We start from the raw sequence: 23353 nt of genomic DNA, 5'->3' as shown, positions 1-23353 counted from the left end.
ACATGCCATATTCTGCCTGCTGCTGATCAGCTGCCTGATGAAGCCTGCTGAATCTGCTTATCCAGCACATCGGCAAGAAAGGCATTGGGTACACTCAGTAGCTGGTTGTTGGCGAGCTGGCGGATTTTGTCGACGGATACTTTGGCATGTTTGATATCGCCTTGTTTCAGCCAGGCTTCACCTGCCCGGAAATACCAGTTGGCGGCATCGCCACCACTGCGCACGACGCCTTTGCTTTCACTATAGATGCGAGCCAGATTAAACTGCAGCTCGGGGCCGCCGTGTTCCGCCGCTCTGACAAACCACTCCATGGCGGCAACTCCGTCATTGTCGGGGACAGCGCCTTTAAGGTAGAGCACTGCGAGATTATGCTGGGCCTGAGCATGTCCCTGTCTGGCTGCTCTGCGCCACCACGTCGCAGCCTCGACTTCACCCTTGTGACTGCCGCTATCGGCATAGATCAGCCCGAGACAGTACTGGGCATTGGCATCTCCACGGCGAGCGGCTTTATTCAGCCACCGCTTGGCCTTGCCGAGATTCCGTTTGACGCCAACACCCTGATAGTACATCAGACCTAGCGCGGACTGGGCTTCGGGCAGCCCCTGTCTGGCAGCCAGCATAAACATCTCAATTGCTTGCAGATCATCCTTTTCGACGCCGACGCCTTCATGAAACATCAGCCCGAGCAGGTAACGTGCATGGCTGTTTCCCGTTTTGGCTTCGCTCATGTAACGGCGGAACAGCTTCTCCTTATCACTCAGTTTGGCGGGGACGTTCTTCACCGCGGTCACGTTGGGAGCAGGCGCCTTAACGGGTGCAGTCGAAGGGACGACAACCGGCGTGGCTGTTTTGGATGTTGTTGTAACCGGTTGTGCCACAGAGGGTAGGGCGGTGGCAGGTTGCGAAACGACGGTTTCACTACGCTGCCAGGAGTCCAGAATGTTTTTCATCTTCAGGCTACGCATTGTATCAGCCTGCAGGGCTTGCAGTTTGTAGTCTGCTACAGCATTGCCCTGAGCTGCCGCCTTGCCGTACCAGTGGTTGGCCTGTGCGCTGTTTTTTTCAACCCCGAGGCCATCGGCATACATCACGCCCAATACATATTGGGCGTGACTGTTGCCTGCTTGTCCGGCCAGTTGGCAGGGCGCGATAGCGCGGGTATAGGCTTTTGAGTAATAGAGTTGCAGGCACAGTCCTGCACTGTCGGCCCATGCGGGTGCGCAGGAGGCGGCCATCCATCCTGCCGCCAGCACTATGCCCATGCAGGGTGATTTAACGATGCTGGTTGAGGAGATTGAAGGTGCCATTCGGATTTTCTACCAGATGGGAGATGCTGGTATTGGCCAGTTTGTATCGGCCAATGGGCTCCATGCCCTGCAGGATTTCCAGCAGGCGTGATCCTGCATGATAATGACCAACCACCAGAATAGTTTTGCCAGACTGGCCAAAGCGTTTTTTCAGACGATCCGCAGCCATCAGTGTTTGCAGAATCCCCTCTGAATAGTTGCGTGTATAGTAGCTATAGTGTGAATCGTTATCGGCAAAAGAGAACCAGTGCTGCATGTCGGCAGGCAGCTCGATTTTTCCTCCGCGTTGCAGATCGAAGGCGGAGGTCTGGCTGCGATCCTTCTGCCAGCAGCACTCAGCCAGTTCCGGCCATATTTCAGCTGTGACCCGATGTTTCTTCAGATAGGGGAGGATGGTTTTCAGGGCGCGCAGTTTGGGGCTGACGATAATATAATCAATTTTCAGCTGCCCGAGCCTGCGTGTAAGCTCAGCCACCTGCCTTTTGCCTTCAGGCGAGAGTGTCTGATCATCCTTTTTTGAATGACTATGGGTAATGTTGCCCATCGTTTCAGCATGACGGACGAAATAAATTTCAGTTTCAGTGGCTTGCGCAGCCATGGGGGCTGAAAGCAACAATGATGACAGGAGCAGCACAAGCGCGAGAGCAGACTTCATAAACATGGCATCCTCCGACCGACTAGTGTCGGCGCATCAGTGAACGATAGGCGTATCCTGCGGCAATGGCAAAGGGAGTTGCCCCGGATCATGGCGCTGCTCGCATCGGTGTGTTGGAAAAGATCGCCAGCCAGACGGTCTCCTGATCGGGGGCGGTCCATTCTACGCGATGACGCTCTCCGGCTGGGATCAACAGATAGTCGCCGGGTTGCAGGGTTTGCGGCGGGTTGCCGTCATCAAATGTCAGGCCTGCTGCACCGGTGAGCAGGATAACCCATTCATCTTCATCCTGATCATACCAGAAGTCTGCCGGTGAGCTGTGACCATGAGATACAATGCGCTCAATACGCATCCCTGCAGCCGATGCCAGTGTTGCGATCTGCTCCGCATCATCGCTAATGGCCGGCAGGGAGAACAGGTTGGCTGTTTTTTTTGCGTTACTCAATGTAGAGCTCAAGCTGACGACAGGCGGGATATTTCTCGCATACCCAGAACAGTGTGCCCTTCTGCGGGCCGCTGGCGGCCCGCCTGATATGCATGCGTGACTGGCAGCGTTGGCACAGGTGTAATGCCTCCATGGAGATGGTTGCCACCAACTCATCCGGTGAAGGGGGCGGTTTTTTGAGTAATGGTTCGAGAAGATTACGTATTTCCATGATGCTGTAGCTGGTTTTTCGCTGCAACTGGAATACCCGGATGCCGCTGTTCTCGACGAGCCGGCGCTGCTCCGCCTGCTGTTTGTTACCCGGCTGCTGCAGCCAGATGGCAGCCACCGCATGTTCTCCGGAGTCGTCATAGAGGACGAAATCGGCAATCGCACCCTTGTGCTGCTGCGGTATGTTAGCCGCAACGAGATCGGCTACGGATACTTTGCAGATGATGCGATAGTCGTTGCCGACCACCGCCGTCAGTGATTTCAGGCATGCCTGCTCCATTTCGTTCAGGCCGGCTTCGCCGGCTGCTTCATGGCGCGGGCTCTGTTGTGATGAAAGTCTGTCATGGCGCAATGTCCTGACGGCATAGATGACAACCAGCAACACCAATACAGTGAGCACAACAACTATGGCCTGAACGGGCATGGCACCTCCTGTGTGTCGTGTGAAGCGATATGATCTCCGGATTATCTTACCTGCTGTGAGGTTTATAACCCGTGAGCGTCATACCAGCTGTGTCCTGACCCGATATCCACGGTCAGTGGTACCTCCAGTGTAACAGCCTGCTCCATGGTTTGTCGCATTATAGCTGAAACCGCATCAATCTGGTCAACAGGTGCTTCCACGATCAACTCATCATGCACCTGCAGGATAATGGCTGCTGCCGGTGCCTCCTGCCGCAGGCGCCGGTGCAGATGGATCATGGCTACCTTGATAATGTCGGCGGCTGAGCCCTGCAGCGGGGCATTGATCGCCGTACGTTCGGCATAGGCGCGGCGCATGCCGTTACTGCTGCTGATCTCCGGCACATAGACCCTGTGACCGAGTAGTGTTTCAACATAACCCTGCTCACGAGCAAGTACCAGCGTATCATCCATAAAGCCGCGTACCGACGGATAACGTTCGAAATAGGTGTCGATAAATGTCTGTGCTTCGCCGCGGGATATATTCAGCTGTTTGGCCAGTCCGAAGGCACTCATGCCATAGAGGATACCGAAATTAATGGCTTTGGCACGTCTGCGCATTTCACCGCTCACATCCTCAAGGGCAATGCCGTTGACCGCTGCTGCGGTGGCGGCGTGAATATCCTCGCCGTTGGCAAAGGCCGCGCACAGGGCTGCATCGCCGGAAAAATGTGCCATCAGTCGCAGCTCGATCTGTGAGTAGTCGGCAGCAAGCAGGGTATGTCCCTCTTCAGCAATGAATGCCTTGCGTATTTCACGTCCTTCCGCACTGCGAATAGGTATATTCTGCAGGTTCGGATCGGATGAGGAGAGGCGACCGGTGGTAGTGATGGCCTGATTAAATGAGGTGTGCACGCGACCTGTTGTCCGATGAATCAGCTTCGGCAGGGCATCGGTATAGGTGGATTTTAGCTTGGCCAGCTGACGTACCTGCAGAATCAGGCGGGGTACCTCATGTTCATCGGCCAGTTTTTCCAGCACCTCCTGGCCGGTTGCCCACTGACCGGATTTTGTCTTCTTGCCGCCGGGGATGGCCAGCGTTTCAAACAGCAAAACGCCGAGTTGCTTGGGTGACTGGATATTGAACTTCTCTCCTGCGGCGGCATGGATCTGAGACTCCAGCTCGGCAATGCGCAGCCCGAAACCAGTTGAGAGCCCGGCCAGCATCTCTGCATCGACATGTGCCCCGGTCCACTCTATGTCAGCCAGTACCTGCGACAGGGGTAGCTCAATCTCATCGTGACGGGTAAGCCGACCCTCGGTTAGCAGTTGCGCTGACAGTAGCCCGGTCAGGCGCAGGGCGATATCCGCATCCTCGCAGGCATAGGGCGTTGCAATGGACACAGGCACTTCATCGAAGCAGACCTGTTTGGCTCCTTTGCCGGCCACCTCGCTATAGGGGGTACAGTGATAGTTGAGATAATCCTCCGCCACGCTGTCCAGGCTGGGCGGATATTTGGCCGGATAAAGGCAGTATGCCAGCAACATCGAATCGGCAGCGATGCCGGCCAGTTCAATGCCTGCGCGGCGCAGAACCTGCGCATCATATTTCAGGTTGTGTCCGCATTTGCGCTTGGCGGCGTCTTCGAGAAGCGGTTTCAGAGCTGCCAGTACATGTTGCAGAGGCAGCTGTTGTGGCGCAGGTACAAGCAGGTCGGTGCTGCGATGGCCGACAGGTATATACCATGCTTCGCCGGCCCGGGTGGCAAACGATAGTCCTACCAGTTCGGCATCATGTGCCTGCAGGGAGGTGGTTTCGGTATCCAGTGCAATCAACTCAGCGCTTGAGAGCTCTGCCAGCAGCGATTGCAGCGTGGTTTCATCATTCACCAGACGATCGATGCGCGGAGTGACCGTTGCAGGGGTTGATGTCCGGACGGGCTCAGCTGGTTTAGCCTGCGGCACGACAGGCGTATCGATGGCTGCTGGTCCGCTGAATTCAGCCAGCATGCGGCGAAACTCCAGACGGGTAAACAGCTCGGCCAGCCGCTCGCGATCCGGCTCCGTGACTGCCAGGTCATCCAGCTCGATCGGTAGCGGCACCTGCTCATCGAGTGCCACGAGACGGTAGGAGAGGCGTGCATCATCGGCAAATTCGATCAGATTTTCGCGCCGCTTCTGCTGCTTTATTTCGCCCGCGCGCGTCAATACACCTTCCAGATCGCCGTAGGCCTCCAGCAGGGTCACGGCTGTCTTCGGTCCGATGCCGGGCACGCCGGGGATATTGTCGGCACTGTCGCCGGCCAGAGCCAGCAGATCCTGAATGCGATCCGGCCCCACGCCCCAGCGCTCTTTTACCTCTTCCGGACCGTAATCCTTGCGTTTCATCGTATCGAGCATCCAGATGCGCTCGCCAACCAGCTGCATCAGGTCCTTGTCGGTCGAGACGATGCTGACATCCCAGCCTCTGGCCTCCGCCTGACGCGCCAGTGTGGCAATCACGTCATCGGCTTCATAATCCTCGACACAGATGCGGTTGAGCCGGAAGGCGTCGGTGACATCAAAAATCGATGGCCACTGCGCTGCCAGATCTTCCGGCATCGGCGGACGGTGGGCCTTGTAGTCAGCATACATGCGATTGCGGAAGGTGCCGCCTTTGGGATCAAAGGCGACAGCCACATGGGTAGGGCCCAGCTCCTTGAGGATGCTGCGCAGCATCTGCACATAGCCGAACACGGCATTGGTTGGCTCACCTTTTGAGTTGGTGAGGTTATGGCGCACGGCATGAAAGGCGCGAAATACGTAATTGGGTCCGTCGATCAGAACAAGATGTGGCATCGGCGCAGCATGCCCGAGTCATGCTTCTTTGGGTAGTATCATCGCTGTTACGAACGGGTTGTCGGCGAGCATGGAAAGCTGCGGAACAATTCACTATCATCACGGCTTATGGAAGCCGTCCGCGCCTGTGTGGACGCAGACAAACCAGTAAGGGGAGGCCCCGTGGCCCGCAAAGTTCAACGCAATGAGCCATGCCCGTGTGGCAGCGGCAAGAAATACAAAAAATGCTGTATGATCAATGAACGTGATCAGGCCGTGGCCAGTATGGGGCGGCGCGAAGGTGTCCAGCATGCACTCGTCTGGGTCAGTCACCTCTACAGGGAGCAACTTGATCGCTGGGTGGAAGATGTCTGGCTGGCGGACATTTCCGATGAGCAACGACAGGGAATTGCCAGTGCCGATCCGAAAATCCGCAGTATCCACGATGTGAATTTGCTGGAGTATCTGGTGGCGGAAGGCCGCTTTTCCGACATGGACGGTGAAGATAGCCCGTTGCAGTTGATTCTCGCCTCGGATGAGCTGGAACTGGATCAGGGACAGCGAGATTATCTGATGCAATTGCCGTCGCGCCCGCTGCAGTTGTATACGGTGGATCACTGTGTGCCCGGAGAAAGCTTCAGCGTACGTGAAACGCTCGATGGTGACAGCAAGGTGATTGATATCGCCGATACATACGGCAGTCGTATGTTCGATGCCGGAGATACGGTGGGCTTGCGCCTGATCGAAACGCCGGCCGGCTGGGAAACCTCCGGTGCGATTTACCACATACCCGATGTATACCTGTCAGAGCTGGAGCAGTTGCTGCAACCGTTCGAGCAGAGTGAGCGGGCGCCTCTGTTGACTCACTACTGGCTCAAACTGGTAGCTGCTCATGTGTAATGCGGTGGGGTATCTTGAATGGCGCGTGTAACGAAGCTTTCCAATAACAAGAAACGGCAAATTGAGGCGCTGGTAGAGCAGGCTGCAAGTGCTCTTTCCGCCAGACGTTTTGACGTTTGCGAGCAGCTGTGTCTGAAAATTGAAGCGATTCAACCGGGTAATGCGGATGTAGCCAATATTCGCGGCATAGTCTGTGTGCAGGCCGGTGACAAGATGCAGGCTGAACAGTTGTTTGTGCAGGCGATCAATGCTGCGCCGAAAAGAGCTGAATTTCACAATAATCTGGGTAAACTCTATTTGAGTCAGAAGTTGTTCACGGATGCAGCCGAGCGCTACCGTAGCGCCATGCACTATGACAGGAATTCGCTGGATCTGAAGCTCGGTTATTGCGCCTCCCTGGTCGGTATGGGAGAGCCGGAAAAGGCGCTTCCCATACTGGAGCAACTGCGCAGCAAAAAGCCGAATCCCCCGGATTTGTTCATGGCCCTGTTTTACGCCTACCAGGGACTTGGCAGGATAGATGATGCGCTGGCCTGTCTGGATAAACTTATTGCCGGGGATGCCGATCATTTCGACGCACGTTTTCAGCGTGGTCAGCTGTTTATGCAGCAGGGGCGTATGCAGGAGGCAGAGGATGAGTTGCATGCAGCTCTGGCCCTGCGTCCGGACTATAGCAAGGCCTACTCTATGCTGGTGGAGATGAAAAAATTCACCTCCGATGATGATGCGGACAAGAAAACGATGGAGGCTTTGTATCAACAGAGTGCTCCGGGTTCAGTGGACCGAGTTTACCTCTGTTTTGCTCTGGGCAAGGCGAATGAAGACCTGAAACATTTCGGTGAAGCGTTCGCATATTTCGAAGAGGGAAACACGCTGCGACAGCGATATTCGGATTACAATCTTGATGCGGAGCTTGCCCATCTGGACGCGGTGATGTCATTTTATACACCGGAGGTTTTACAGTGCACCAGTAGCCTGGATGATGACCGGCCGGTTTTTATTGTCGGTATGCCGCGTAGCGGCAGTACTCTGACCGAACAAATACTGGCTGCACATCCGGATGTAGGCAGTCGTGGCGAATGGAACGCCTTTGAGGAGTCATTGCTTGATCGCGGGCAGCCGGATCAGCCGCTGACGCTTGAGGAGATGACCGCCTTTTCCGCCGAGCAGTGGCGGGAAACCGGTCAGGCCTATCTTGACCGGCTGGATGATGATGCGTCGAAGCGTATTATTGATAAAACGCTCATCAATTTCCGTCTGATCGGCGCTATTCACTGCGCTCTGCCACACGCCCGTATTATTCATGTGCGTCGCCATCCGCTGGATAATTGCCTCTCCATTTACAGGGCAAACCTGAGCGGTGGGCACTTTGATTTCGGTTATAATCTGGGCCGGCTGGGATATTACTATCGTATGTATCAGCGGCTGATGCAGCACTGGCGGACAGTGTTGCCGGCCGGGGTTATGTACGAGATGGATTATGAAGAGCTGGTGGCCAATCAGGAGGATCAGACGCGGCGCTTGCTCGAATTCTGCGACCTGGACTGGAATGATGCCTGCCTGCAGTTTAATAAGGCACCCACTGTTGTTGCTACGGCCAGTGTGGCGCAGGTCAGACGCGAGATGTATTCGGATGCGGTTGCTCGCTGGAAACGTTATGAAAAGCATCTGCAGCCGCTGATTAAAATTCTCGGCGTGACTGCATAAGCCAAATCATCTGCTGTTGCCGGGGGCCGGTCAGGTCCCCGGTGGCAGTAGTGGCGGCTGGTTCCGTTTTTCGCGCATGGCATTTACCGCATGCAGAATCAACGGGCGATGAATAAACCAGCGCTCCAGCCGGTATTTGCCGGGATAGTTCATAATCATCAGGCCGATCAGCATGCATATCAGTCCCGGCCCCGGCGTGAACAGCATGATGAAACCCGCCAGCAGCAGAACCAGACCCAGCATATTTTTCAGTACGATGACGATCATTTCGATTGCAGGGTGGCGCAGGTTTTCCTTTAAACAGCGGCGTCTGTCGTGGGTGAAATAATCAACCGGGATGCGGGCGACGATAAACGGGGTCGATATCAGGCCGATGACGAATATGGCGACAGATCCTATGGCCAGCCAAAGCCCCCAATCATGCATGAGGGCTATCAGATCAGCCCACATCACCTGCATGGCACTCATCTGGGCAGGTTCAGATGCAGCCGCCATGCCAGCAGGCGGCTGCCGGTGGTCATCAGCATCACCGACCAGATAATCACGGTGTTTGAGCAATCCAGTGCACTCAGAGCCAGATAGGTTAATGCGCCGAACAGGCTGGCAGAAGCGTAGATCTCTTTTTTCAGAATAAACGGGATTTCAGCAACCAGCATGGCCCTGAGCGCGCCGCCGCCGGTGGCGGTAAGCATGGCGATAAACAGGATGCCGATATTGCCGAGCCCCGTCTGATCCGCTACCCATGCGCCGACCAGCGTGAATACACCAAGCCCGATGGCGTCAAAGGTAATCAGCCAGCTCTCCTGTTCCCTGATGGTGCGGCCCCAGAAGAAAACGGCAATCCCAACGACGATGGCAATCAGCAGGTAGGTCTGATCGGCGAAGGCCGCAGGCGGGTGACGTCCGATCAGGGCATCGCGCATCATGCCGCCGCCCAGTGCCGTGACCACAGCCAATACGACCGCGCCCATCAGATCCAGCTTGCGCGTCAGGGCCCTGAGTGCGCCGGTCAGCGCAAAAACCGCCGTCCCGAACAGATCCAGGGCATGCACGGCAGCGGGTAACTGGATGACTGTAATCAAGATCTACCTCATGAGGGACTCAGGATTGCTTTTCAGGCGCGGAAGAACCATAGGCACACAGCAGCCGCATTCAAGTGCTATTGCGTATCTATGCTCTGTGAACGGGTTTTAGTACTAATGTTGTAACTATACAGAGTGGGGCAGGGGCGAGAGAGGTCAGCCCCTTTTTACATCAAGTCTGGTTGAATCAGGTAGCTGAAGCCTGAATAGCAGTGCCGCCGCTCTCTTCCAGGCGCTCCTCCCGATTCACCTGCACATCACGCGGCGCTTCGATGCCAATGCGCACCTGTCCGCCTTTTACATTCAGTACCTGAATCTGAATATTGTCACCGATAGCGATGGCTTCACCCTTTTTGCGTGTCAAAATTAGCATGGTTTCTCCTCTTAGGGATTCTAAATAGACTATCTTTGGAGATAACGCAAGGGTGGGTTGTGTTAACGCTCGTCCGGTGTTGCATCCAGAGCGAAGGCTGTGTGCAGTGAACGCACGGCCAGTTCGACATATTTCTCTTCAATGACAACGGTGATCTTGATTTCGCTGGTTGTGATCATCTGGATGTTGACGCCTTCGGCCGCCAGCGCATCAAACATTGTTTTGGCTACGCCGGCATGGGAGCGCATGCCCACGCCGATCACCGACACCTTGGCTACACCATCGTCCCCCTGCACATCGCGTCCGTGCAGCGATGTACACAGGTCGCGCATCAGCTTCATGGTGGCCTGATAATCACTGCGCGGTACGGTAAAGGTGATATCGGTGAATCCCTGCGCCGAGACATTCTGCACAATGACATCAACATTGATGCCGGCTTCCGCCACCGGGCCGAATACATTGGCTGCAATGCCCGGGTGATCCGGAATGCCCAGTATCGTGATCTTGGCTTCGTCCCGGTTGTAAGCCACGCCGGAAATAGCTGCTCTTTCCATGGTATCATCCTCTTTTACTACCATTGTGCCGGTTATGTTTTCGAAGCTGGAGCGTAAATGTATCGGCATATTGTAACGCATGGCCATCTCCACCGAGCGCGTCTGTAATACCTTCGCTCCCAGCGAGGCCATCTCCAGCATCTCCTCGTAACTGATCTGTTCCATTTTGCGGGCTTTGCTGACAATGCGGGGATCTGTGGTGTAAATACCATCGACATCGGTATAGATATCACAAACATCGGCTTCGACAGCCACGGCCAGCGCTACGGCTGAAGTATCCGAACCGCCGCGACCGAGCGTGGTGATATTACCCTGTTCGTCCACGCCCTGAAAACCGGTGACGACCGGGACTTCTCCGGCCTGCAGGTGGTTCTGCAGATGTGCGCAGCTGATGCTCTTGATGCGTGCGCGTTTGTAATCACCGCTGGTCGTGACGCCTGCCTGAGCGCCATTGTAGGAGTATGCGCGAATGCCCCGGTGCTGCAGTTCAATGGCCAGCAGGGCGGCACTGACCTGTTCACCGGTTGCCACCAGTGCGTCGATCTCCCGCTCGCACGGGGTTGCATCCATCTCTGTTGCCATGCCGATCAGGCGGTTGGTCTCTCCGCTCATGGCTGAGACCACGACAGCTATCTGATTGCCGCGTGCCAGCTCTGCCTCAACCAGATCAGCTGTAGCGCGAATGCGCTCAAGAGAGCCTACCGACGTACCGCCGAATTTTTGTACGATCCGCATTACTGATTCCCCTGATCATCCGGAGAGATGGTGGCGATGCCGATTTTGCTGATATTCAGTCCCTGCAGGGTATCGAGTACGAAAACCGTGCGCTTGTGATGTGATTCCGAATCCGCGCGCAGTACCACGCGCATATTCGGGTCGCCATGTGTGGCATTGAGGATGCGGGAGCGCAGCTCTGAATCGGCTACCGGCTTGTCCTGCACAAACAGTTTTCCATCGGCATTGATGGCAATGGTAAGCTGCTTGACCTCCTTCTGCTGGGCGGTGGCATGGCTCGATGGCAGCTCCAGCTTGAGGCTGGATGTCACATTGAACGTCGTGGAGACCATGAAGAAAATCAGCATCAGAAAAACGACGTCAATCAGCGGTGCAATGTCCACCATATAATCGGGACGCTTCTTCTGGCGTAGATTCACGCACGCTCTCCCTTCAGCAGCTCAACAAAGCGCAGTGCATGATGCTCGATTTCCAACACAAAGCGGTCCACGCGTGATTCATAATAACGGTAGGCAACCATTGAGGGGATGGCTACGACCAGTCCGAAGGCGGTGGTATTCAGAGCCTTGGAGATGCCGCCGGCCAGCACATCCGCCTTGCCGACGCCGACCAGCGAAATCTGCTGAAACACCTCAATCATACCGATGACGGTACCGAGCAGGCCGAGCAGCGGTGCAATGGCGGCGACCACGCCGAGTACGCCGACAAAACGTTCCAGGTGTGCCACCTCCTGACGTCCGGACTCTTCCAGTATCTCTTTCATCACCGAGCGATTTACGCCGCGGTTGGCCAGTGCTACCCACAGGATACGACTCATGGCTGTATTATGATGTTGGCAGAATGTCATGGCCGATTTTACATCGCCGTCACGTACGGATGTTTCCACCTGATTGACCACATTCAGTGGAATGACGACAGAGCGACGCAGGCTCCATGCGCGTTCGAAGATAATTGTTAAAGACAGGATAGATGTTGCCAGCAGGAAATACATTACCGTGCCGCCCTGTTGAATAAATTCTATCACTTGTGCCTCCATGTATTATCCGGACCGGATAAGTAACTGTCGCGGCAATTATCATGATGAGCGACCAAAAGTCACTCAGCTACTTTGCGTGTAATCTTTGCCACCAGTAGCGCGCCAGCATGCGTCTGGATGTTTCCCGTTTCTCTGGCTGCAGGGTGTACGGGTGTGAGCCGTGCCAGCGCACGATGATGGCGCCGTTAGCGGTACTGGCTACCTGCGTCCCGATTGCCCGGTAGCGGGCAATCACATCGGCTGCCGGAAAGCGGTAACGGTTATGCGCTGCAACTTGTGCGACAGCCAGCTCAGGAGTCAGTGCGCCGATAAAACCGGGGCTGCTCGATGTTCTGCTGCCGTGATGCGGCATGAGCATGGCATGAACCGGTGATAAACCTGCTTTAAACAGTTCTCTCTCACTGCTCGCTTCAATATCGCCCGGCCATAACAGCTCTGTCTCTCCGGCAACAGTAACGGATACCACCAGCGACGTATTGTTCTCATTGCTTGGCGCAAATCCGCGTGGTGGCCACAGGATATTGAATCGGGTGGCGGATTTCTTTCCTGCGGTGTCTGTCTCTAGCCGGCGCGTATCGCCTTTGGCCAGCCAGCGAACAGGCGTGCCCTGCGCCCGCGCAGCATCGACGATAGCCAGTACCCGCGCATCCTTGTGTGCAGCAGGCACATCCGGCAGCCAGATTTCTCCGGTACTGTTGACCGAATGTAACAGGGAGAGGGCGCCACCCAGGTGGTCGGATTGGGTATGGCTCAGAATCAGCAGATCCACGTGCGTGAAGCCGAGAAAGCGCAATCCGCTTGCCACGCTGGTTCCGCCGTTGAAGCGGCTGCCTGTACGCCCCGGCACATCGATTACAACTACGCGCTTGTCGGGCAGTAGCAGAGTGGAGGCCGCACCCTGACCGACATCCCAGACCACCCACCGGGGCGCATCGATACTGCTTTCATGCAACACTGCGCTTGAGTAGAGGCCGATAACCAGCAGAGCCGAGAGGGCAGCCTGCAGCTTGCGTTTGTGCAAAGCCTGTCTGCCGGCGAACAGCATGCCGGCCAAATAGAGTCCGCCCAGCCACAATGGTGGATGGACAGCCCATAGGTTGCCGGCTGGTAAGTGTGTCATCCGCTGCAGCAGGTGCAGGCCGGCCTCCGCAGCCATGCCGGCAATCTGCATGAATCCGCCGGCAAGAGTCGGCAGGTTGAACAGGGCTGTCAGCTCTGCCAGTAGTGCAGCAGGCATCACCAACAGTGCATATATAGGCACCAGCAGCAGGTTGGCCGGTATGCTGTAGACAGGCAATCTGCCGAAAGTAGCCAGCGTGATCGGCAGTGTGGCCAGTGTTGCGACCAGTGATACCCAGGCCAGTGTGGTAATGGCCGTAATCAGTCGCTGCCTGCGCCCGGCTGCCTGCAGGGCATGATCTGCTCTGCTCTGAACAGCCCAGAGCAGTAGTGCTGCAGTTGCCGAAAAGGAGAGCCACAACGAGAGCGAGGTTATCGCAGTCGGATCGACGAGCAGAATCAGGGCCAGAGCCGCCAGCAGAATATTCATCGGCGCATTGCGCTCGGAGAGAAACCATGCCAGCACAGCGGCAGCCAGCATCATGGTGGAGCGTACGGCAGGCAGTGGCCAGCCGGCGATCAGTGCGTAGCTCATGGCTGCCAGTAAACCGCCGAACATGGCCAGTCCGCGTACCGGCAGTTGGACGATCCACGCCTCCCGACGGGTCAGCAGCCACCAGAGCAGCGCCATGGCCCACGCCGCAGTCATGCCTACATGCATGCCTGAAATAGCCAGCAGATGCGCGGTTCCCGTGGCCGCAAAGGCACTCCTTACGGAAACGGACAGCTGTGTCTGATCGCCGAGCAACAGCGCCCGCAGGATGGCTGCCGGTTCATCGGGCAAGCCGGTGATCGCACGCTCAATGCGCTCGCGTCCCTGTTGTAATACAGATGAACCGCGCGCCAGCCGTTGTAGATGTCCGCGTTCGCTGCCCAGCAGGGCAATATGATGATCAAAGCACCAGGCGCTGTAATCGAAGGCGCCGGGATTGTGTCTGTTGTGTGGTAGGTGCCAGCGGGCATGGAAAGCAATGGTGTCACCGGCGCGCAGAAGTGACTGGTGGTCGCCAGATTCTTTCGGGTAAATATAGAGCAGAGCATTGCCGGTCAGTCTGGCGCCGTCACTGCGGCGCACATCATATAATAACAGACGCGTAAAGGAGGGGGTGCGCTGAATGCTCTGTATACGGGCCGAACAGGCTGTCGGCGCAGCCAGCCAACTGTCATCTGCTGCTACCTTACCTGCATCCAACAGCAGGTCTCCGGTACCCCAGAGGGCAGCCAGCAGCAGTAGCAGAGCCGATACGCGATAACGCAGAGCGAGCAGCAGCAGGAACAGCAGAGCCAGTATGATTGCTGCAGGGTAGAGCGCTATTACATCGCTACGGGCCAGCGCCAGCCCGCTCACCCATGCGTTCACAGGCAATAGCAGCGGCAGTTGTTGCAGATATACGGGGGCAGGGCGGCCGGTTCGGGAGATCATGATGCAACCGGCTATAGGTTGCTCAGTCGGGGTAGATTACCCGGCCGCGAATCATCTGATCGACCCCCAGTATCCGGCGCTCGATCTGCTCCAGATGCGGAGCATGATCAACGCTGTCCACACCCTGACCGGACCATAGCGGGATAGCATCGCGACCGCCGATCAGAATGGGCGCCTGATAGAGTACCAGCTCATCGGTAAAGCGTGCTTCAAGAAAAGAGGCGTGCAACTCACCGCCACCCTCCAGCAGCAGCATCAGGCGACCATCCTCGGCCAGATGTTTGAGTACACCGGCCAGAGAGGTAACCTGTTCGACCTCGATGCCGGCCTCGCGCCACTGTTCCGTATGCGTATTGATGCTACGCACATAAAATCGTGTCGGCGCCTCTGCTGAAAGCAGTTTGCAGTCGGCAAAAAACTTAGGGGTTTCAAAGCACATCACTACCCGCAACGGTACATCACCGACGGCAGGGACGCCGCGGACGGTCAATGAGGGGTTGTCATGCTTGAGCGTGCCTGCGCCGACGATAATGGCATCGCTGGCCGCTCTGAGTCCCTGTGCATGCAGGCGCGATGCCTCGCCGCTGATCCACTGTGAATGGTGTGTGCGGGTAGCCATTTTGCCATCCAGCGAGATGGCTGCCTTGGCGATCACATAGGGCCTGCCGGTGCGCAGGTAATGAAAGAACGGGATATTCAGGGCTTCTGCCTGCTCACGCAGTACGCCGGCTGTAACGCTGATGCCTGCGGCTTCCAGAATCTTGTGGCCACCGGACATCTGCGGGTTCGGATCGGGTGAGGCATAAACCACATGTTTGATGCCGGCACGCCGGATGGCTTCGGTACAGGCAGGTGTGCGTCCGTGCGCGGAACAGGGTTCCAGCGTGACATAGAGTGTGCCGCCGCGTGCTCTTTTGCCGGCTACCTGCAGTGCCACGGCTTCAGCGTGAGGCCCGCCCGCCCGTTTGTGCCAGCCTACGCCGACGACCTCTCCGCGGTTGACGACAACAGCGCCAACCCGCGGATTCGGGTGGGTTGTACCCCCGCCTCGCTGGGCCAGCTCAATAGCCTGCAGCATTAACGCTTCATGTTGTGTTGGCATATCTTCCGACATCATCCCATTAAGCTGGCGTTTTCCTTTCTGCAAATCAAGCCATAGCATGTCGCGATGCTGATTATTATCTCTCCCGCCAAGAAACTCGATAACCATACCGGTGCTGCAACGACCTGCTACAGGCAGCCTGAACTGCTTGATCACGCCGCTGAACTGGCTGCGATGATGCGTGATATGGACAGTTTTCAGGTGGCCGAACTGATGCATCTGTCGATGGCGCTGGCCGACTTGAACATGCAACGATTCCAGACGTGGCAGAGGCCGTTTACGCCCGATAATGCCAGAGAAGCCATCTTTACGTTTCGCGGAGATGTCTACCAGGGTCTGGACGCCGACTCGCTTACGCCTGATGAACTGAATTTTACCCAGTCTCATCTGCGTATCCTCTCAGGCCTCTATGGTCTGCTGCGTCCTCTGGATCTGATGCAGCCCTACAGGCTGGAGATGGGCACAAAGTTGACCAATGCACGCGGTCGCGATCTGTATGCTTTCTGGGGGAGCATTATTACCGACGCGCTTAATCGCGCGCTGGTGGAACAGGGCGATGATATCCTGATCAACCTGGCTTCCGGCGAATACTTCAAGGCAGTGCAGCAGGCCAGTATAAACGGGCGCATCATTACGCCGGTATTCAAGGAGAATAGAAACGGCCAATACAAAATCATCAGCTTCAGTGCCAAGAAAGCACGAGGGCTAATGAGTCGTTATATTATTCAGAATGCCCTGAGTGAGCCGGAACAGATCAAGGGTTTTGATCTGGCTGATTATCGCTATTCAGCGGAGATGAGTGAAGGCGATCACTGGGTTTTCATTCGCTGAAGATTCTGCCCGGAACAGCAGCATGCAGAGGAATTTCAGATAGCAGGCGGGTTTTGTAAACGATGCCTGCATTGAACGTATGACGCGTGAGCGGGGCAGTCGTTTGTATTGTGACAGCCGTTGCTTGATATATTTGAAATGCTCGTAATAATCTATCGACTGTCATAACACAACAGGAGGTGACATCGGCGTGGTTGATAGGTGGACCAGCAAATACAGTATTGAAGATAAACGCCTAAGCGATCAGTTCCGGGTGTTTGCCATGCTGTTGTTGCTTACCCCGACTGCTGTCTTTCTCTATATCGCGAGCAATATGAGTTCATTGTCTGAGCTGTTTCAGGCGCAATATATTGTGCCATACCTGTTCTCTTTAATTATTACGCTTGGCGTGCTGGCGCTGCTGCAGAATATGTTTTCGAAGCTCTCCATGATTTCATCGGCGATGATGGAAGGGGGAGAGCATGCTCTGGGGGAGTTGAATGAGCTTCAGGGTGCATACGAGCTGCGCGGCATTGTAGGCAGCTTCGGCACCATGCTGGAGCAATACAAACAAGCCAGTAGTGATCTCCAGCGACGGGCGCTTGAGTTGCTGTTGATCAAGGAGTTGTCCGCTGAGGCGAGCTCCAATCTGGATATGCATATGCTGCTCAGTATTCTGCTCGATAAAATCATGCAGGTGAACAAAGCCAATATAGGTTCGGTGTTCCTCGTGGATGAGGAGGGTGAAAACTTTCATATTATCTGTTCCAGAGGTCTTGCAGGCCAGGACATAGTCGGTAGCAAGGTCGCGATAAAGGATTCCATCTCTCGCTTTGTTATTGATGGCTCTACAACGTCGTTGCTGGTGGATGATGTTGAAACAGATGAACGCACCCGGAAAAAGAATGATCCGAAATATGGCTCGCCATCGTTTCTGTCGCTACCGGTGCGTGCCGGTAATAAATTGGTCGCCGTACTCAACCTTGCGCACAAGGATAATGATGAAAGCTTTCATCAGGACGATGTAGATCTGGCTGCCATCATGATTCACGAGGTCGGATTCGCGATTGAAAATGCGCGTATCCATTCTGAAATAAAAGACCATGTCGAGCGCCTGGAGCAGCAAAGCGCTGTTATGATGGAGGAGATCCGCCGGCGCAAGCTCGCGGAGAAGGAGCTGGAGCATCTTGCTCACAGGGACACGCTTACCGGCGTTTCCAATCGCTATATGTTTCTGGATCGACTGGAGATGGCTGTTGCTCATGCACAGCGGCGCAAAGCGAAGCTGGCTGTGATGTTTGTTGATCTGGATCGGTTCAAGTTTATTAATGATACATATGGCCATGCTGCCGGTGATGCAGTGCTGCGCAGTGTTGCTACGCGCATGTCGGCCTGTCTGCGCGAGGTTGATCTGATTGCCCGTTACGGAGGTGATGAGTTTACCGTGACGCTGGTAGATGTAACCAGTACCGAAGGCATAGCGCTAGTTGCCAGAAAGATTATTGATACATTACAGCAACCGATCAGGGTCGATGGTACCGAGCTTAACATCGGATGCAGTATCGGTATTAGTCTTTATCCGGATGATTCAGCAGACTTTGAAGAGCTGATCCGCAATGCGGATGAGGCCATGTATGTAGCCAAACAGAAGCCGGAGTCCGGTTTCCACTTTTTCCAGCCGACAGAATCTATAAAAACAGATTGATCGAACAACTGTCCATGCGCTACTTGGGTCAGTGCGTGAACAGGTTTTCTCTACCCCGTTCGCTATAAAACAGGGTGGTTGATACTGCCGCGTGCCGCTTCAACTAGCTATGTTTCTCCCCGCTGGATGTGTTGCTGTCCATGCCGGCAAGAACCATATCCTTGAGTGTTTGATGTTGCATGGCTTGATCTATCGCCTCATCCCTTGCCTCCAGAAGCCGGTCAACCGCCGGCTCTGCCGGCAGTCGCCACTGCATCAGGCCCTCATCTTCGTTGCCGGAGCGGATGGCATCGAGAATATGCCGGGTCTGCAAGGTCTCCATATCCCGGGCCGGCACATAGGGTGGTGACCCCTCGCTGGTAAGGATAATGAGTTGGGTAGCGTGTAACTTATCCACGATGGCCTCAGATATATTTAACGGCACGCCCAGCCAGCGCGCCATGTCGTCGAGTTTCCAGTCGTTCTGCTGCCGGTAGAAATGCCGTCCGATATAGAACATCGTCAGCATCGCCAGTTTTTCCGTCATTATGGCGCTTAGCTGCTGTTTGCCGTGCCGTACAGCCAGATGTTCGGGATGTTGGCAGTAAAACGCGATGCTGGTGCCCAGCAGTAGGATCAGCCAGCTGATAAACAGCCAGATCATGAACATGATCAGGATGGCAAAGCCGGAATAGATGGCGGTGTAATTGCCTGAATTGGCGACAAAGGCACCGAACGCCCAACCTGCCGTTTCCCAGGCAACACCGGCCACCGTGCCGCCAATCAGTGCCGGACCGATCTTTACACGGGTGTTCGGCATGAATATATATACAAAGGTAAAGGCAACGATCACCAGTGCGTAGGGAATCAGTTTGCCGATGGAGTGCACGACCAGGCCGAGGAGCGGCATGCTGGCGAGCGCCTCAACCACATTTGAATTCATCAGTGAGGCTGTCATGCCGAGGGCGGAGAAAATCAGCAGCGGGCCAACGAGAATCACGCTCAGGTACTCGCTGAAGCGTTGTCCCAGTGGCCTGGCCTGTTCGATGTGCCAGATATAATTAAAGGATTTCTCGATCTTGTGCAGCAGTGATATCACGGTGTAGATCAACATGCCGAGTCCGAGTGAGCCCAATACGCCGACCTTGATGTTGTCCACGAAACCGACAATCTGCCGGGCAATCTCTTCACCCTTGTCGCCCAGTGCCGACAGCGTGTTCACCAGCATCGGTTCAAGCTGGTTCTGCACACCAAAGCCCTTGAGTACGGAGAAGGTGAGTGCCAGCAGCGGCACCAGCGATAACAGCGTGGTGTAGACCAGGCTCATCGAGCGCAGGGTCAGCTGCCCCTCGAGGAAATCGCGCACCACGGCAAAGCTCACCTGCAGCATGCGCGTAAGCAGCACCTTCCAGCCGGGGAATGATTCGATATTTTCCGGCCAGAGCATGTGCAGCAGGGCGGCCTTCCATTTCAGTATCTGATCGTACATAGCACCTTCAGCGGGCATCTCGCGTATTTATTGTAGCTTTTATATCACCCTCGACAGCATGATGCAATCCGGCCTGTTCTGCAATTCCCAGTAACAGGAGCGGCATTAATTTTTTCTGTTGCAGGCAGATTGGCGATGTTGTGGGGATTACAATGGCGTTGTCAGGTTGCACGAAGCTTGACCGAACGGGGAGGCATCAATATTGTTCGCCGCCCTCGTGAGGGGATACCCAGTACAGGCTCGTAGCTCAGGGGTAGAGCACCACCTTGACATGGTGGGGGTCGGCGGTTCGAAACCGCCCGAGCCTACCATTTACAGATAGATCGATTATACCAAGGCCGGACTGAATTAAGTCCGGCCTTTTTTAATCAGGCTCTTGGCGTATGTCGTTGCAACGCTAGGATGCAGACCTTTCGAAGCTGGAGGAAGCGCATCGCCATGAATATTTCACTGCCTGACGGCTCAAGCCGCACGCTCAACGAGGGCGCAACAGCCTATGACTTGGCCGCCGATATCGGCGCGGGTCTTGCACGTGCAACCATTGCCGCCACCGTTAATGGCAAGCAGGTGGATGTTTCGCATCAGCTGCATGATGGCGATACCGTCTCCCTGATTACCGAGAAATCCGATGAGGGGCTGGAAGTTATCCGTCACTCGACATCACATTTGATGGCTATGGCTGTGCAGGAGGTCTTCCCCGGTGCGCAGGTCACGATCGGCCCGGTCATTGAAGATGGTTTCTATTATGATTTTGCCTATGAGCGGGCTTTTACGCCGGACGATCTGACCAAGATCGAAGAGAAGATGCGTCAGCTCTCCAACCAGAAGCTGCCGATTACGCGCGAAGAGTGGGACCGCGATGCAGCGATTGCCCACTTCGAGGGGATTGGTGAAATTTACAAGGCCAAGCTGATCGGCCGCATTCCGGCCGGTGAAACGGTGAGCCTCTACAAGCAGGGTGAATGGTCCGACCTCTGTCGTGGCCCGCATGTGCCGAATACCGGCGTGCTCAAGCATTTCAAGCTGATGAAGGTTTCCGGCGCTTATTGGGAGGGTAACTCCGATAATGAGCAGCTCTGCCGCATCTATGGCACGGCATGGGCATCCAAGGGCGATCTGAAAGCTTACCTGACCCGTCTGGAAGAGGCGGAGAAGCGCGATCATCGCAAACTGGCCAAATCGCTGGATCTGTTTCACCTGCAGGAAGAGGCGCCGGGTATGATTTTCTGGCATCCGAAGGGGTGGAGCGTCTGGCAGCAGGTGGAGAACGAGATTCGCGGCGTAATGCGCGATAACGGTTACCAGGAGATCAAGACGCCGCAGATGGTGGATCGCAAGCTGTGGGAGAAGTCCGGTCACTGGGACAAATTCCGCGAGGAGATGTTCACCACCAGCACAGAGAACCGCGATTATGCCATCAAGCCGATGAACTGCCCGTGCCATATTCAGGTGTTTAACCAGAATCTGCACTCCTACCGCGATCTGCCGCTGAGACTGGCGGAGTTCGGCTCCTGCCACCGCAATGAGCCATCGGGCACGTTGCACGGTCTGATGCGTCTGCGCAATTTTGTGCAGGATGATGCCCATATCTTCTGTACCGAAGCGCAGATTCAGGATGAGGTATGTAACTTCATTGATCTGACTTATGATGTATATAAGCGTTTCGGCTTTGATGATGTCATTATTTTCCTCTCCGATCGGCCGGAAAAGCGCGTTGGTACCGATGAGCAGTGGGATAAGGCTGAGGCGGCGCTGCATCAGGCGCTGGACTCCAAGGGTATCGAGTACGGCCTGAATCCGGGCGAGGGCGCGTTTTACGGGCCGAAGATCGAGTTTTCGCTGAAGGATTGTCTGGGACGTGTCTGGCAGTGCGGCACTATCCAGGTGGATTTCTCAATGCCGGGCAAGCTGGATGCTGAATATGTGGCGGAAGACTCCTCGCGTCAGACGCCGGTGATGCTGCATCGCGCCATTCTCGGTTCGATGGAGCGCTTTATCGGCATCCTGATCGAACACTATGAAGGCAAGTTCCCGTTCTGGTTGGCACCGGTGCAGGTTGTTGCGTGTAATATCACCGATGCGCAGGCGGATTATGTGGCCGAAGTGACCAAATCGATGCACAAAGCAGGCTTCCGTGCAGAAATGGACTTGCGAAATGAGAAGGTCGGCTATAAAGTGCGCGCCCACACACTGGCGAGGGTGCCGTACATCCTTGTTGCCGGAGATCGGGAACGGGAAGATGGAACCATCAGTGTGCGCGACCTCAGCGGTCAGAATCTGGGTACATTCAGTGTTGATGACTGGATTGCCGAGATGGTTGATATGCGGTCGCGTCATGCCTGAGTGTGGAATGAAATTGCTTGCTGAGCAAGGGGGCTCGTATTAAAAAGGATTTACCAATCAACCTTGAGATCAACGCGGATTTGGTGCGTGTGGTCGATGATACAACAGGTGAACAGCTGGGTGTTTTGAAACTCAGAGATGCCGTTTCGCAGGCTGAGGCCAAGGGGCTCGATCTGGTGCTGATGGCAGCCAAGAGCAATCCGCCTGTATGCAGAATCATGGACTATGGTAAATATAAGTACGAGCAGAGCAAGAAGGCGAATGCAGCAAAGAAACGCCAGCATGTAATGCAGATCAAGGAAGTGAAGGTTCGTGCCAGCACGGATCAACATGACCTGGATGTGAAAATGCGACATGCGAAACAGTTTTTGTCCGAGGGTAACAAGGTGAAGGTTTCACTGCGTTTCCGCGGACGTGAAATGGCTCATACCGGACAGGGTTTGGCACAGATGAAGCACGTTGCGGAACTTGTGGCCGAGTTTGGTAAGCCGGAAAAAATGCCAAATATGGAAGGGCGTCAGATGATCATGATTCTGGCCCCTCTGAAAAAGTAAGGAAGGTTCAGGACAATGCCGAAGATGAAATCAAACAGTGGTGCTGCCAAGCGCTTTTCCAAAACGGGAAGCGGTAAATGGAAGCGCAACAAGGCTTTCGGGAGTCATATCCTGACCAAAAAGTCGCCCAAGCGTAAACGCAATATGCGTGGTACAGAACTGGTTTCCGGTTCTGATGCAAAAGCGCTGGAACGTTTAGTTCCAGGCCGCGGCTAAGAATAGTTATTAGGTTAGGAGAGATATATGCCTCGCGTTAAATCCGGTGTACAGGCGCATGCGCGCCACAAGAGTGTAATCAAGGCAGCCAAGGGCTACCGTGGTCGTCGCAAGAGCTGCTTCCGCGTTGCCACCCAGGCCGTCGATAAGGCGCGTCAGTACGCTTATCGTGACCGTAAGGTCAAAAAGCGTGACTTCCGCAGCCTGTGGATTATCCGTATCAATGCTGCAGCCAAGTCAAATGGCCTGAGCTACTCCCGTTTCATGCACGGCCTGACACTGGCCGGTATCGATCTGGATCGTAAGGTTCTGGCTGATATCGCAGTTCGCGATGCAGAGGGTTTTGCGAAGCTCGTAGAAACAGCTCGCACACAGATTCAGTAAACAACA

General features: G+C 55.3%; 22 protein-coding genes and 1 tRNA gene. 9 read left to right on the top strand and 14 right to left on the bottom strand.

The features are described 5' to 3' along the window. Window positions 1-26 precede the first annotated feature (26 nt). From SPV1_RS12640 to polA, 5 genes are all read right to left on the bottom strand, one after another. Window positions 27-1307 carry an SEL1-like repeat protein gene (locus SPV1_RS12640; RefSeq protein WP_231288401.1) on the bottom strand — a complete coding sequence of 427 codons (1281 nt, stop codon included), beginning with the start codon at window positions 1305-1307 and terminating at the stop codon, window positions 27-29. After that, window positions 1273-1968, bottom strand: a complete 696-nt coding sequence (locus SPV1_RS12635; RefSeq protein ID WP_009851617.1) for a histidine phosphatase family protein — start codon at window positions 1966-1968, stop codon at window positions 1273-1275. The genes SPV1_RS12640 and SPV1_RS12635 overlap by 35 nt, the downstream gene beginning before the upstream one ends. A gap of 82 nt (window positions 1969-2050) precedes the next feature. After that, complete coding sequence (locus SPV1_RS12630; protein WP_009851616.1) at window positions 2051-2407, bottom strand: cupin domain-containing protein; 357 nt, start codon at window positions 2405-2407, stop codon at window positions 2051-2053. After that, window positions 2400-3041, bottom strand: coding sequence for a DUF2726 domain-containing protein (locus SPV1_RS12625; protein WP_009851615.1), 642 nt, complete (start codon window positions 3039-3041; stop codon window positions 2400-2402). Before SPV1_RS12625 ends, SPV1_RS12630 begins: the two co-directional genes overlap by 8 nt. 62 nt (window positions 3042-3103) lie before the next feature. Further along, window positions 3104-5857: a DNA polymerase I gene (gene polA / locus SPV1_RS12620; protein WP_009851614.1), complete on the bottom strand. Its 2754-nt coding sequence runs from the start codon at window positions 5855-5857 to the stop codon at window positions 3104-3106. Between the two features lie 108 nt (window positions 5858-5965). On the opposite strand from polA, the gene SPV1_RS12615 reads away from it, so the two are divergent. Then, window positions 5966-6736: a YecA family protein gene (locus SPV1_RS12615; RefSeq protein WP_231288400.1), complete on the top strand. Its 771-nt coding sequence runs from the start codon at window positions 5966-5968 to the stop codon at window positions 6734-6736. Between the two features lie 18 nt (window positions 6737-6754). After that, the gene (locus SPV1_RS12610; RefSeq protein WP_009851612.1) at window positions 6755-8443 is read left to right on the top strand and encodes a tetratricopeptide repeat-containing sulfotransferase family protein; all 1689 of its coding nucleotides are present in this window, start codon (window positions 6755-6757) and stop codon (window positions 8441-8443) included. 30 nt (window positions 8444-8473) lie between these two features. Here SPV1_RS12610 and SPV1_RS12605 read toward each other — a convergent pair whose 3' ends face one another. The 8 genes from SPV1_RS12605 to ribD all read right to left on the bottom strand — a co-directional run bounded on the left by SPV1_RS12605 (window position 8474) and on the right by ribD (window position 15927). Next, window positions 8474-8938 carry a PGPGW domain-containing protein gene (locus SPV1_RS12605; RefSeq protein ID WP_009851611.1) on the bottom strand — a complete coding sequence of 155 codons (465 nt, stop codon included), beginning with the start codon at window positions 8936-8938 and terminating at the stop codon, window positions 8474-8476. Next, window positions 8908-9525 (bottom strand): trimeric intracellular cation channel family protein, encoded by a 618-nt coding sequence (locus tag SPV1_RS12600; protein WP_009851610.1) that lies wholly within the window; start codon window positions 9523-9525, stop codon window positions 8908-8910. Before SPV1_RS12600 ends, SPV1_RS12605 begins: the two co-directional genes overlap by 31 nt. Window positions 9526-9712: 187 nt before the next feature. Next, window positions 9713-9898: a carbon storage regulator CsrA gene (gene csrA / locus SPV1_RS12595; protein ID WP_009851609.1), complete on the bottom strand. Its 186-nt coding sequence runs from the start codon at window positions 9896-9898 to the stop codon at window positions 9713-9715. 62 nt (window positions 9899-9960) lie between these two features. Next, window positions 9961-11187, bottom strand: a complete 1227-nt coding sequence (locus SPV1_RS12590) for an aspartate kinase (protein ID WP_009851608.1) — start codon at window positions 11185-11187, stop codon at window positions 9961-9963. After that, window positions 11187-11606: an ExbD/TolR family protein gene (locus SPV1_RS12585; protein ID WP_009851607.1), complete on the bottom strand. Its 420-nt coding sequence runs from the start codon at window positions 11604-11606 to the stop codon at window positions 11187-11189. Before SPV1_RS12585 ends, SPV1_RS12590 begins: the two co-directional genes overlap by 1 nt. After that, window positions 11603-12223, bottom strand: a complete 621-nt coding sequence (locus SPV1_RS12580) for a MotA/TolQ/ExbB proton channel family protein (RefSeq protein ID WP_009851606.1) — start codon at window positions 12221-12223, stop codon at window positions 11603-11605. Before SPV1_RS12580 ends, SPV1_RS12585 begins: the two co-directional genes overlap by 4 nt. A 67-nt stretch (window positions 12224-12290) precedes the next feature. Continuing rightward, window positions 12291-14765, bottom strand: coding sequence for a DNA internalization-related competence protein ComEC/Rec2 (locus SPV1_RS12575; RefSeq protein ID WP_009851605.1), 2475 nt, complete (start codon window positions 14763-14765; stop codon window positions 12291-12293). Between the two features lie 22 nt (window positions 14766-14787). Continuing rightward, on the bottom strand, window positions 14788-15927 hold the full coding sequence (ribD, locus tag SPV1_RS12570; protein WP_009851604.1) for a bifunctional diaminohydroxyphosphoribosylaminopyrimidine deaminase/5-amino-6-(5-phosphoribosylamino)uracil reductase RibD: 1140 nt from the start codon (window positions 15925-15927) through the stop codon (window positions 14788-14790). A 6-nt stretch (window positions 15928-15933) separates the two neighbouring features. Here ribD and yaaA point away from each other — a divergent pair, with 6 nt between their 5' ends. Next, complete coding sequence (yaaA, locus tag SPV1_RS12565) at window positions 15934-16698, top strand: peroxide stress protein YaaA (RefSeq protein WP_009851603.1); 765 nt, start codon at window positions 15934-15936, stop codon at window positions 16696-16698. 190 nt (window positions 16699-16888) lie between these two features. Beyond that, the gene (locus tag SPV1_RS12560; protein ID WP_009851602.1) at window positions 16889-18382 is read left to right on the top strand and encodes a sensor domain-containing diguanylate cyclase; all 1494 of its coding nucleotides are present in this window, start codon (window positions 16889-16891) and stop codon (window positions 18380-18382) included. A 103-nt stretch (window positions 18383-18485) separates the two neighbouring features. On the opposite strand, the gene SPV1_RS12555 is transcribed toward SPV1_RS12560, so the two are convergent. After that, entirely contained in the window at window positions 18486-19868 is a 1383-nt protein-coding gene (locus tag SPV1_RS12555; protein WP_009851601.1) for a YihY/virulence factor BrkB family protein, read from the bottom strand. A 218-nt stretch (window positions 19869-20086) separates the two neighbouring features. On the opposite strand from SPV1_RS12555, the gene SPV1_RS12550 reads away from it, so the two are divergent. The 5 genes from SPV1_RS12550 (at window position 20087) to rplT (ending at window position 23347) form a co-directional block, all read left to right on the top strand. Further along, window positions 20087-20161 (top strand) — tRNA-Val (locus SPV1_RS12550). Between the two features lie 127 nt (window positions 20162-20288). Then, window positions 20289-22193, top strand: a complete 1905-nt coding sequence (thrS, locus tag SPV1_RS12545; protein ID WP_009851599.1) for a threonine--tRNA ligase — start codon at window positions 20289-20291, stop codon at window positions 22191-22193. Window positions 22194-22210: 17 nt separating this feature from the next. Beyond that, window positions 22211-22747, top strand: coding sequence for a translation initiation factor IF-3 (gene infC / locus SPV1_RS12540; RefSeq protein ID WP_009851598.1), 537 nt, complete (start codon window positions 22211-22213; stop codon window positions 22745-22747). Window positions 22748-22762: 15 nt separating this feature from the next. Next, window positions 22763-22963, top strand: a complete 201-nt coding sequence (gene rpmI, locus SPV1_RS12535) for a 50S ribosomal protein L35 (protein ID WP_009851597.1) — start codon at window positions 22763-22765, stop codon at window positions 22961-22963. A gap of 27 nt (window positions 22964-22990) precedes the next feature. After that, on the top strand, window positions 22991-23347 hold the full coding sequence (gene rplT, locus SPV1_RS12530; protein WP_009851596.1) for a 50S ribosomal protein L20: 357 nt from the start codon (window positions 22991-22993) through the stop codon (window positions 23345-23347). Window positions 23348-23353: the final 6 nt, after the last annotated feature.

The sequence above is a fragment of the Mariprofundus ferrooxydans PV-1 genome (genome assembly GCF_000153765.1).
In the GTDB taxonomy this organism is placed as follows: Bacteria; Pseudomonadota; Zetaproteobacteria; order Mariprofundales; family Mariprofundaceae; genus Mariprofundus; species Mariprofundus ferrooxydans.
This window is presented reverse-complemented; position numbering and strand designations above follow the sequence as displayed.

Excerpts from the sequence above, each read along its gene's own strand:
- SPV1_RS12635 (WP_009851617.1), bottom strand. The coding sequence starts at position 1,968 with ATGTTTATGAAGTCTGCTCTCGCGCTTGTGCTGCTCCTGTCATCATTG.
- ribD (WP_009851604.1), bottom strand. The coding sequence starts at position 15,927 with ATGCTATGGCTTGATTTGCAGAAAGGAAAACGCCAGCTTAATGGGATG.
- csrA (WP_009851609.1), bottom strand. The coding sequence starts at position 9,898 with ATGCTAATTTTGACACGCAAAAAGGGTGAAGCCATCGCTATCGGTGAC.
- rpmI (WP_009851597.1), top strand. The coding sequence starts at position 22,763 with ATGCCGAAGATGAAATCAAACAGTGGTGCTGCCAAGCGCTTTTCCAAA.
- SPV1_RS12555 (WP_009851601.1), bottom strand. The coding sequence starts at position 19,868 with ATGCCCGCTGAAGGTGCTATGTACGATCAGATACTGAAATGGAAGGCC.
- polA (WP_009851614.1), bottom strand. The coding sequence starts at position 5,857 with ATGCCACATCTTGTTCTGATCGACGGACCCAATTACGTATTTCGCGCC.
- SPV1_RS12625 (WP_009851615.1), bottom strand. The coding sequence starts at position 3,041 with ATGCCCGTTCAGGCCATAGTTGTTGTGCTCACTGTATTGGTGTTGCTG.
- SPV1_RS12615 (WP_231288400.1), top strand. The coding sequence starts at position 5,966 with ATGGAAGCCGTCCGCGCCTGTGTGGACGCAGACAAACCAGTAAGGGGA.
- rplT (WP_009851596.1), top strand. The coding sequence starts at position 22,991 with ATGCCTCGCGTTAAATCCGGTGTACAGGCGCATGCGCGCCACAAGAGT.
- SPV1_RS12610 (WP_009851612.1), top strand. The coding sequence starts at position 6,755 with ATGGCGCGTGTAACGAAGCTTTCCAATAACAAGAAACGGCAAATTGAG.
- yaaA (WP_009851603.1), top strand. The coding sequence starts at position 15,934 with ATGCTGATTATTATCTCTCCCGCCAAGAAACTCGATAACCATACCGGT.
- SPV1_RS12580 (WP_009851606.1), bottom strand. The coding sequence starts at position 12,223 with ATGGAGGCACAAGTGATAGAATTTATTCAACAGGGCGGCACGGTAATG.
- SPV1_RS12640 (WP_231288401.1), bottom strand. The coding sequence starts at position 1,307 with ATGGCACCTTCAATCTCCTCAACCAGCATCGTTAAATCACCCTGCATG.
- SPV1_RS12575 (WP_009851605.1), bottom strand. The coding sequence starts at position 14,765 with ATGATCTCCCGAACCGGCCGCCCTGCCCCCGTATATCTGCAACAACTG.
- SPV1_RS12590 (WP_009851608.1), bottom strand. The coding sequence starts at position 11,187 with ATGCGGATCGTACAAAAATTCGGCGGTACGTCGGTAGGCTCTCTTGAG.
- SPV1_RS12605 (WP_009851611.1), bottom strand. The coding sequence starts at position 8,938 with ATGGCGGCTGCATCTGAACCTGCCCAGATGAGTGCCATGCAGGTGATG.
- thrS (WP_009851599.1), top strand. The coding sequence starts at position 20,289 with ATGAATATTTCACTGCCTGACGGCTCAAGCCGCACGCTCAACGAGGGC.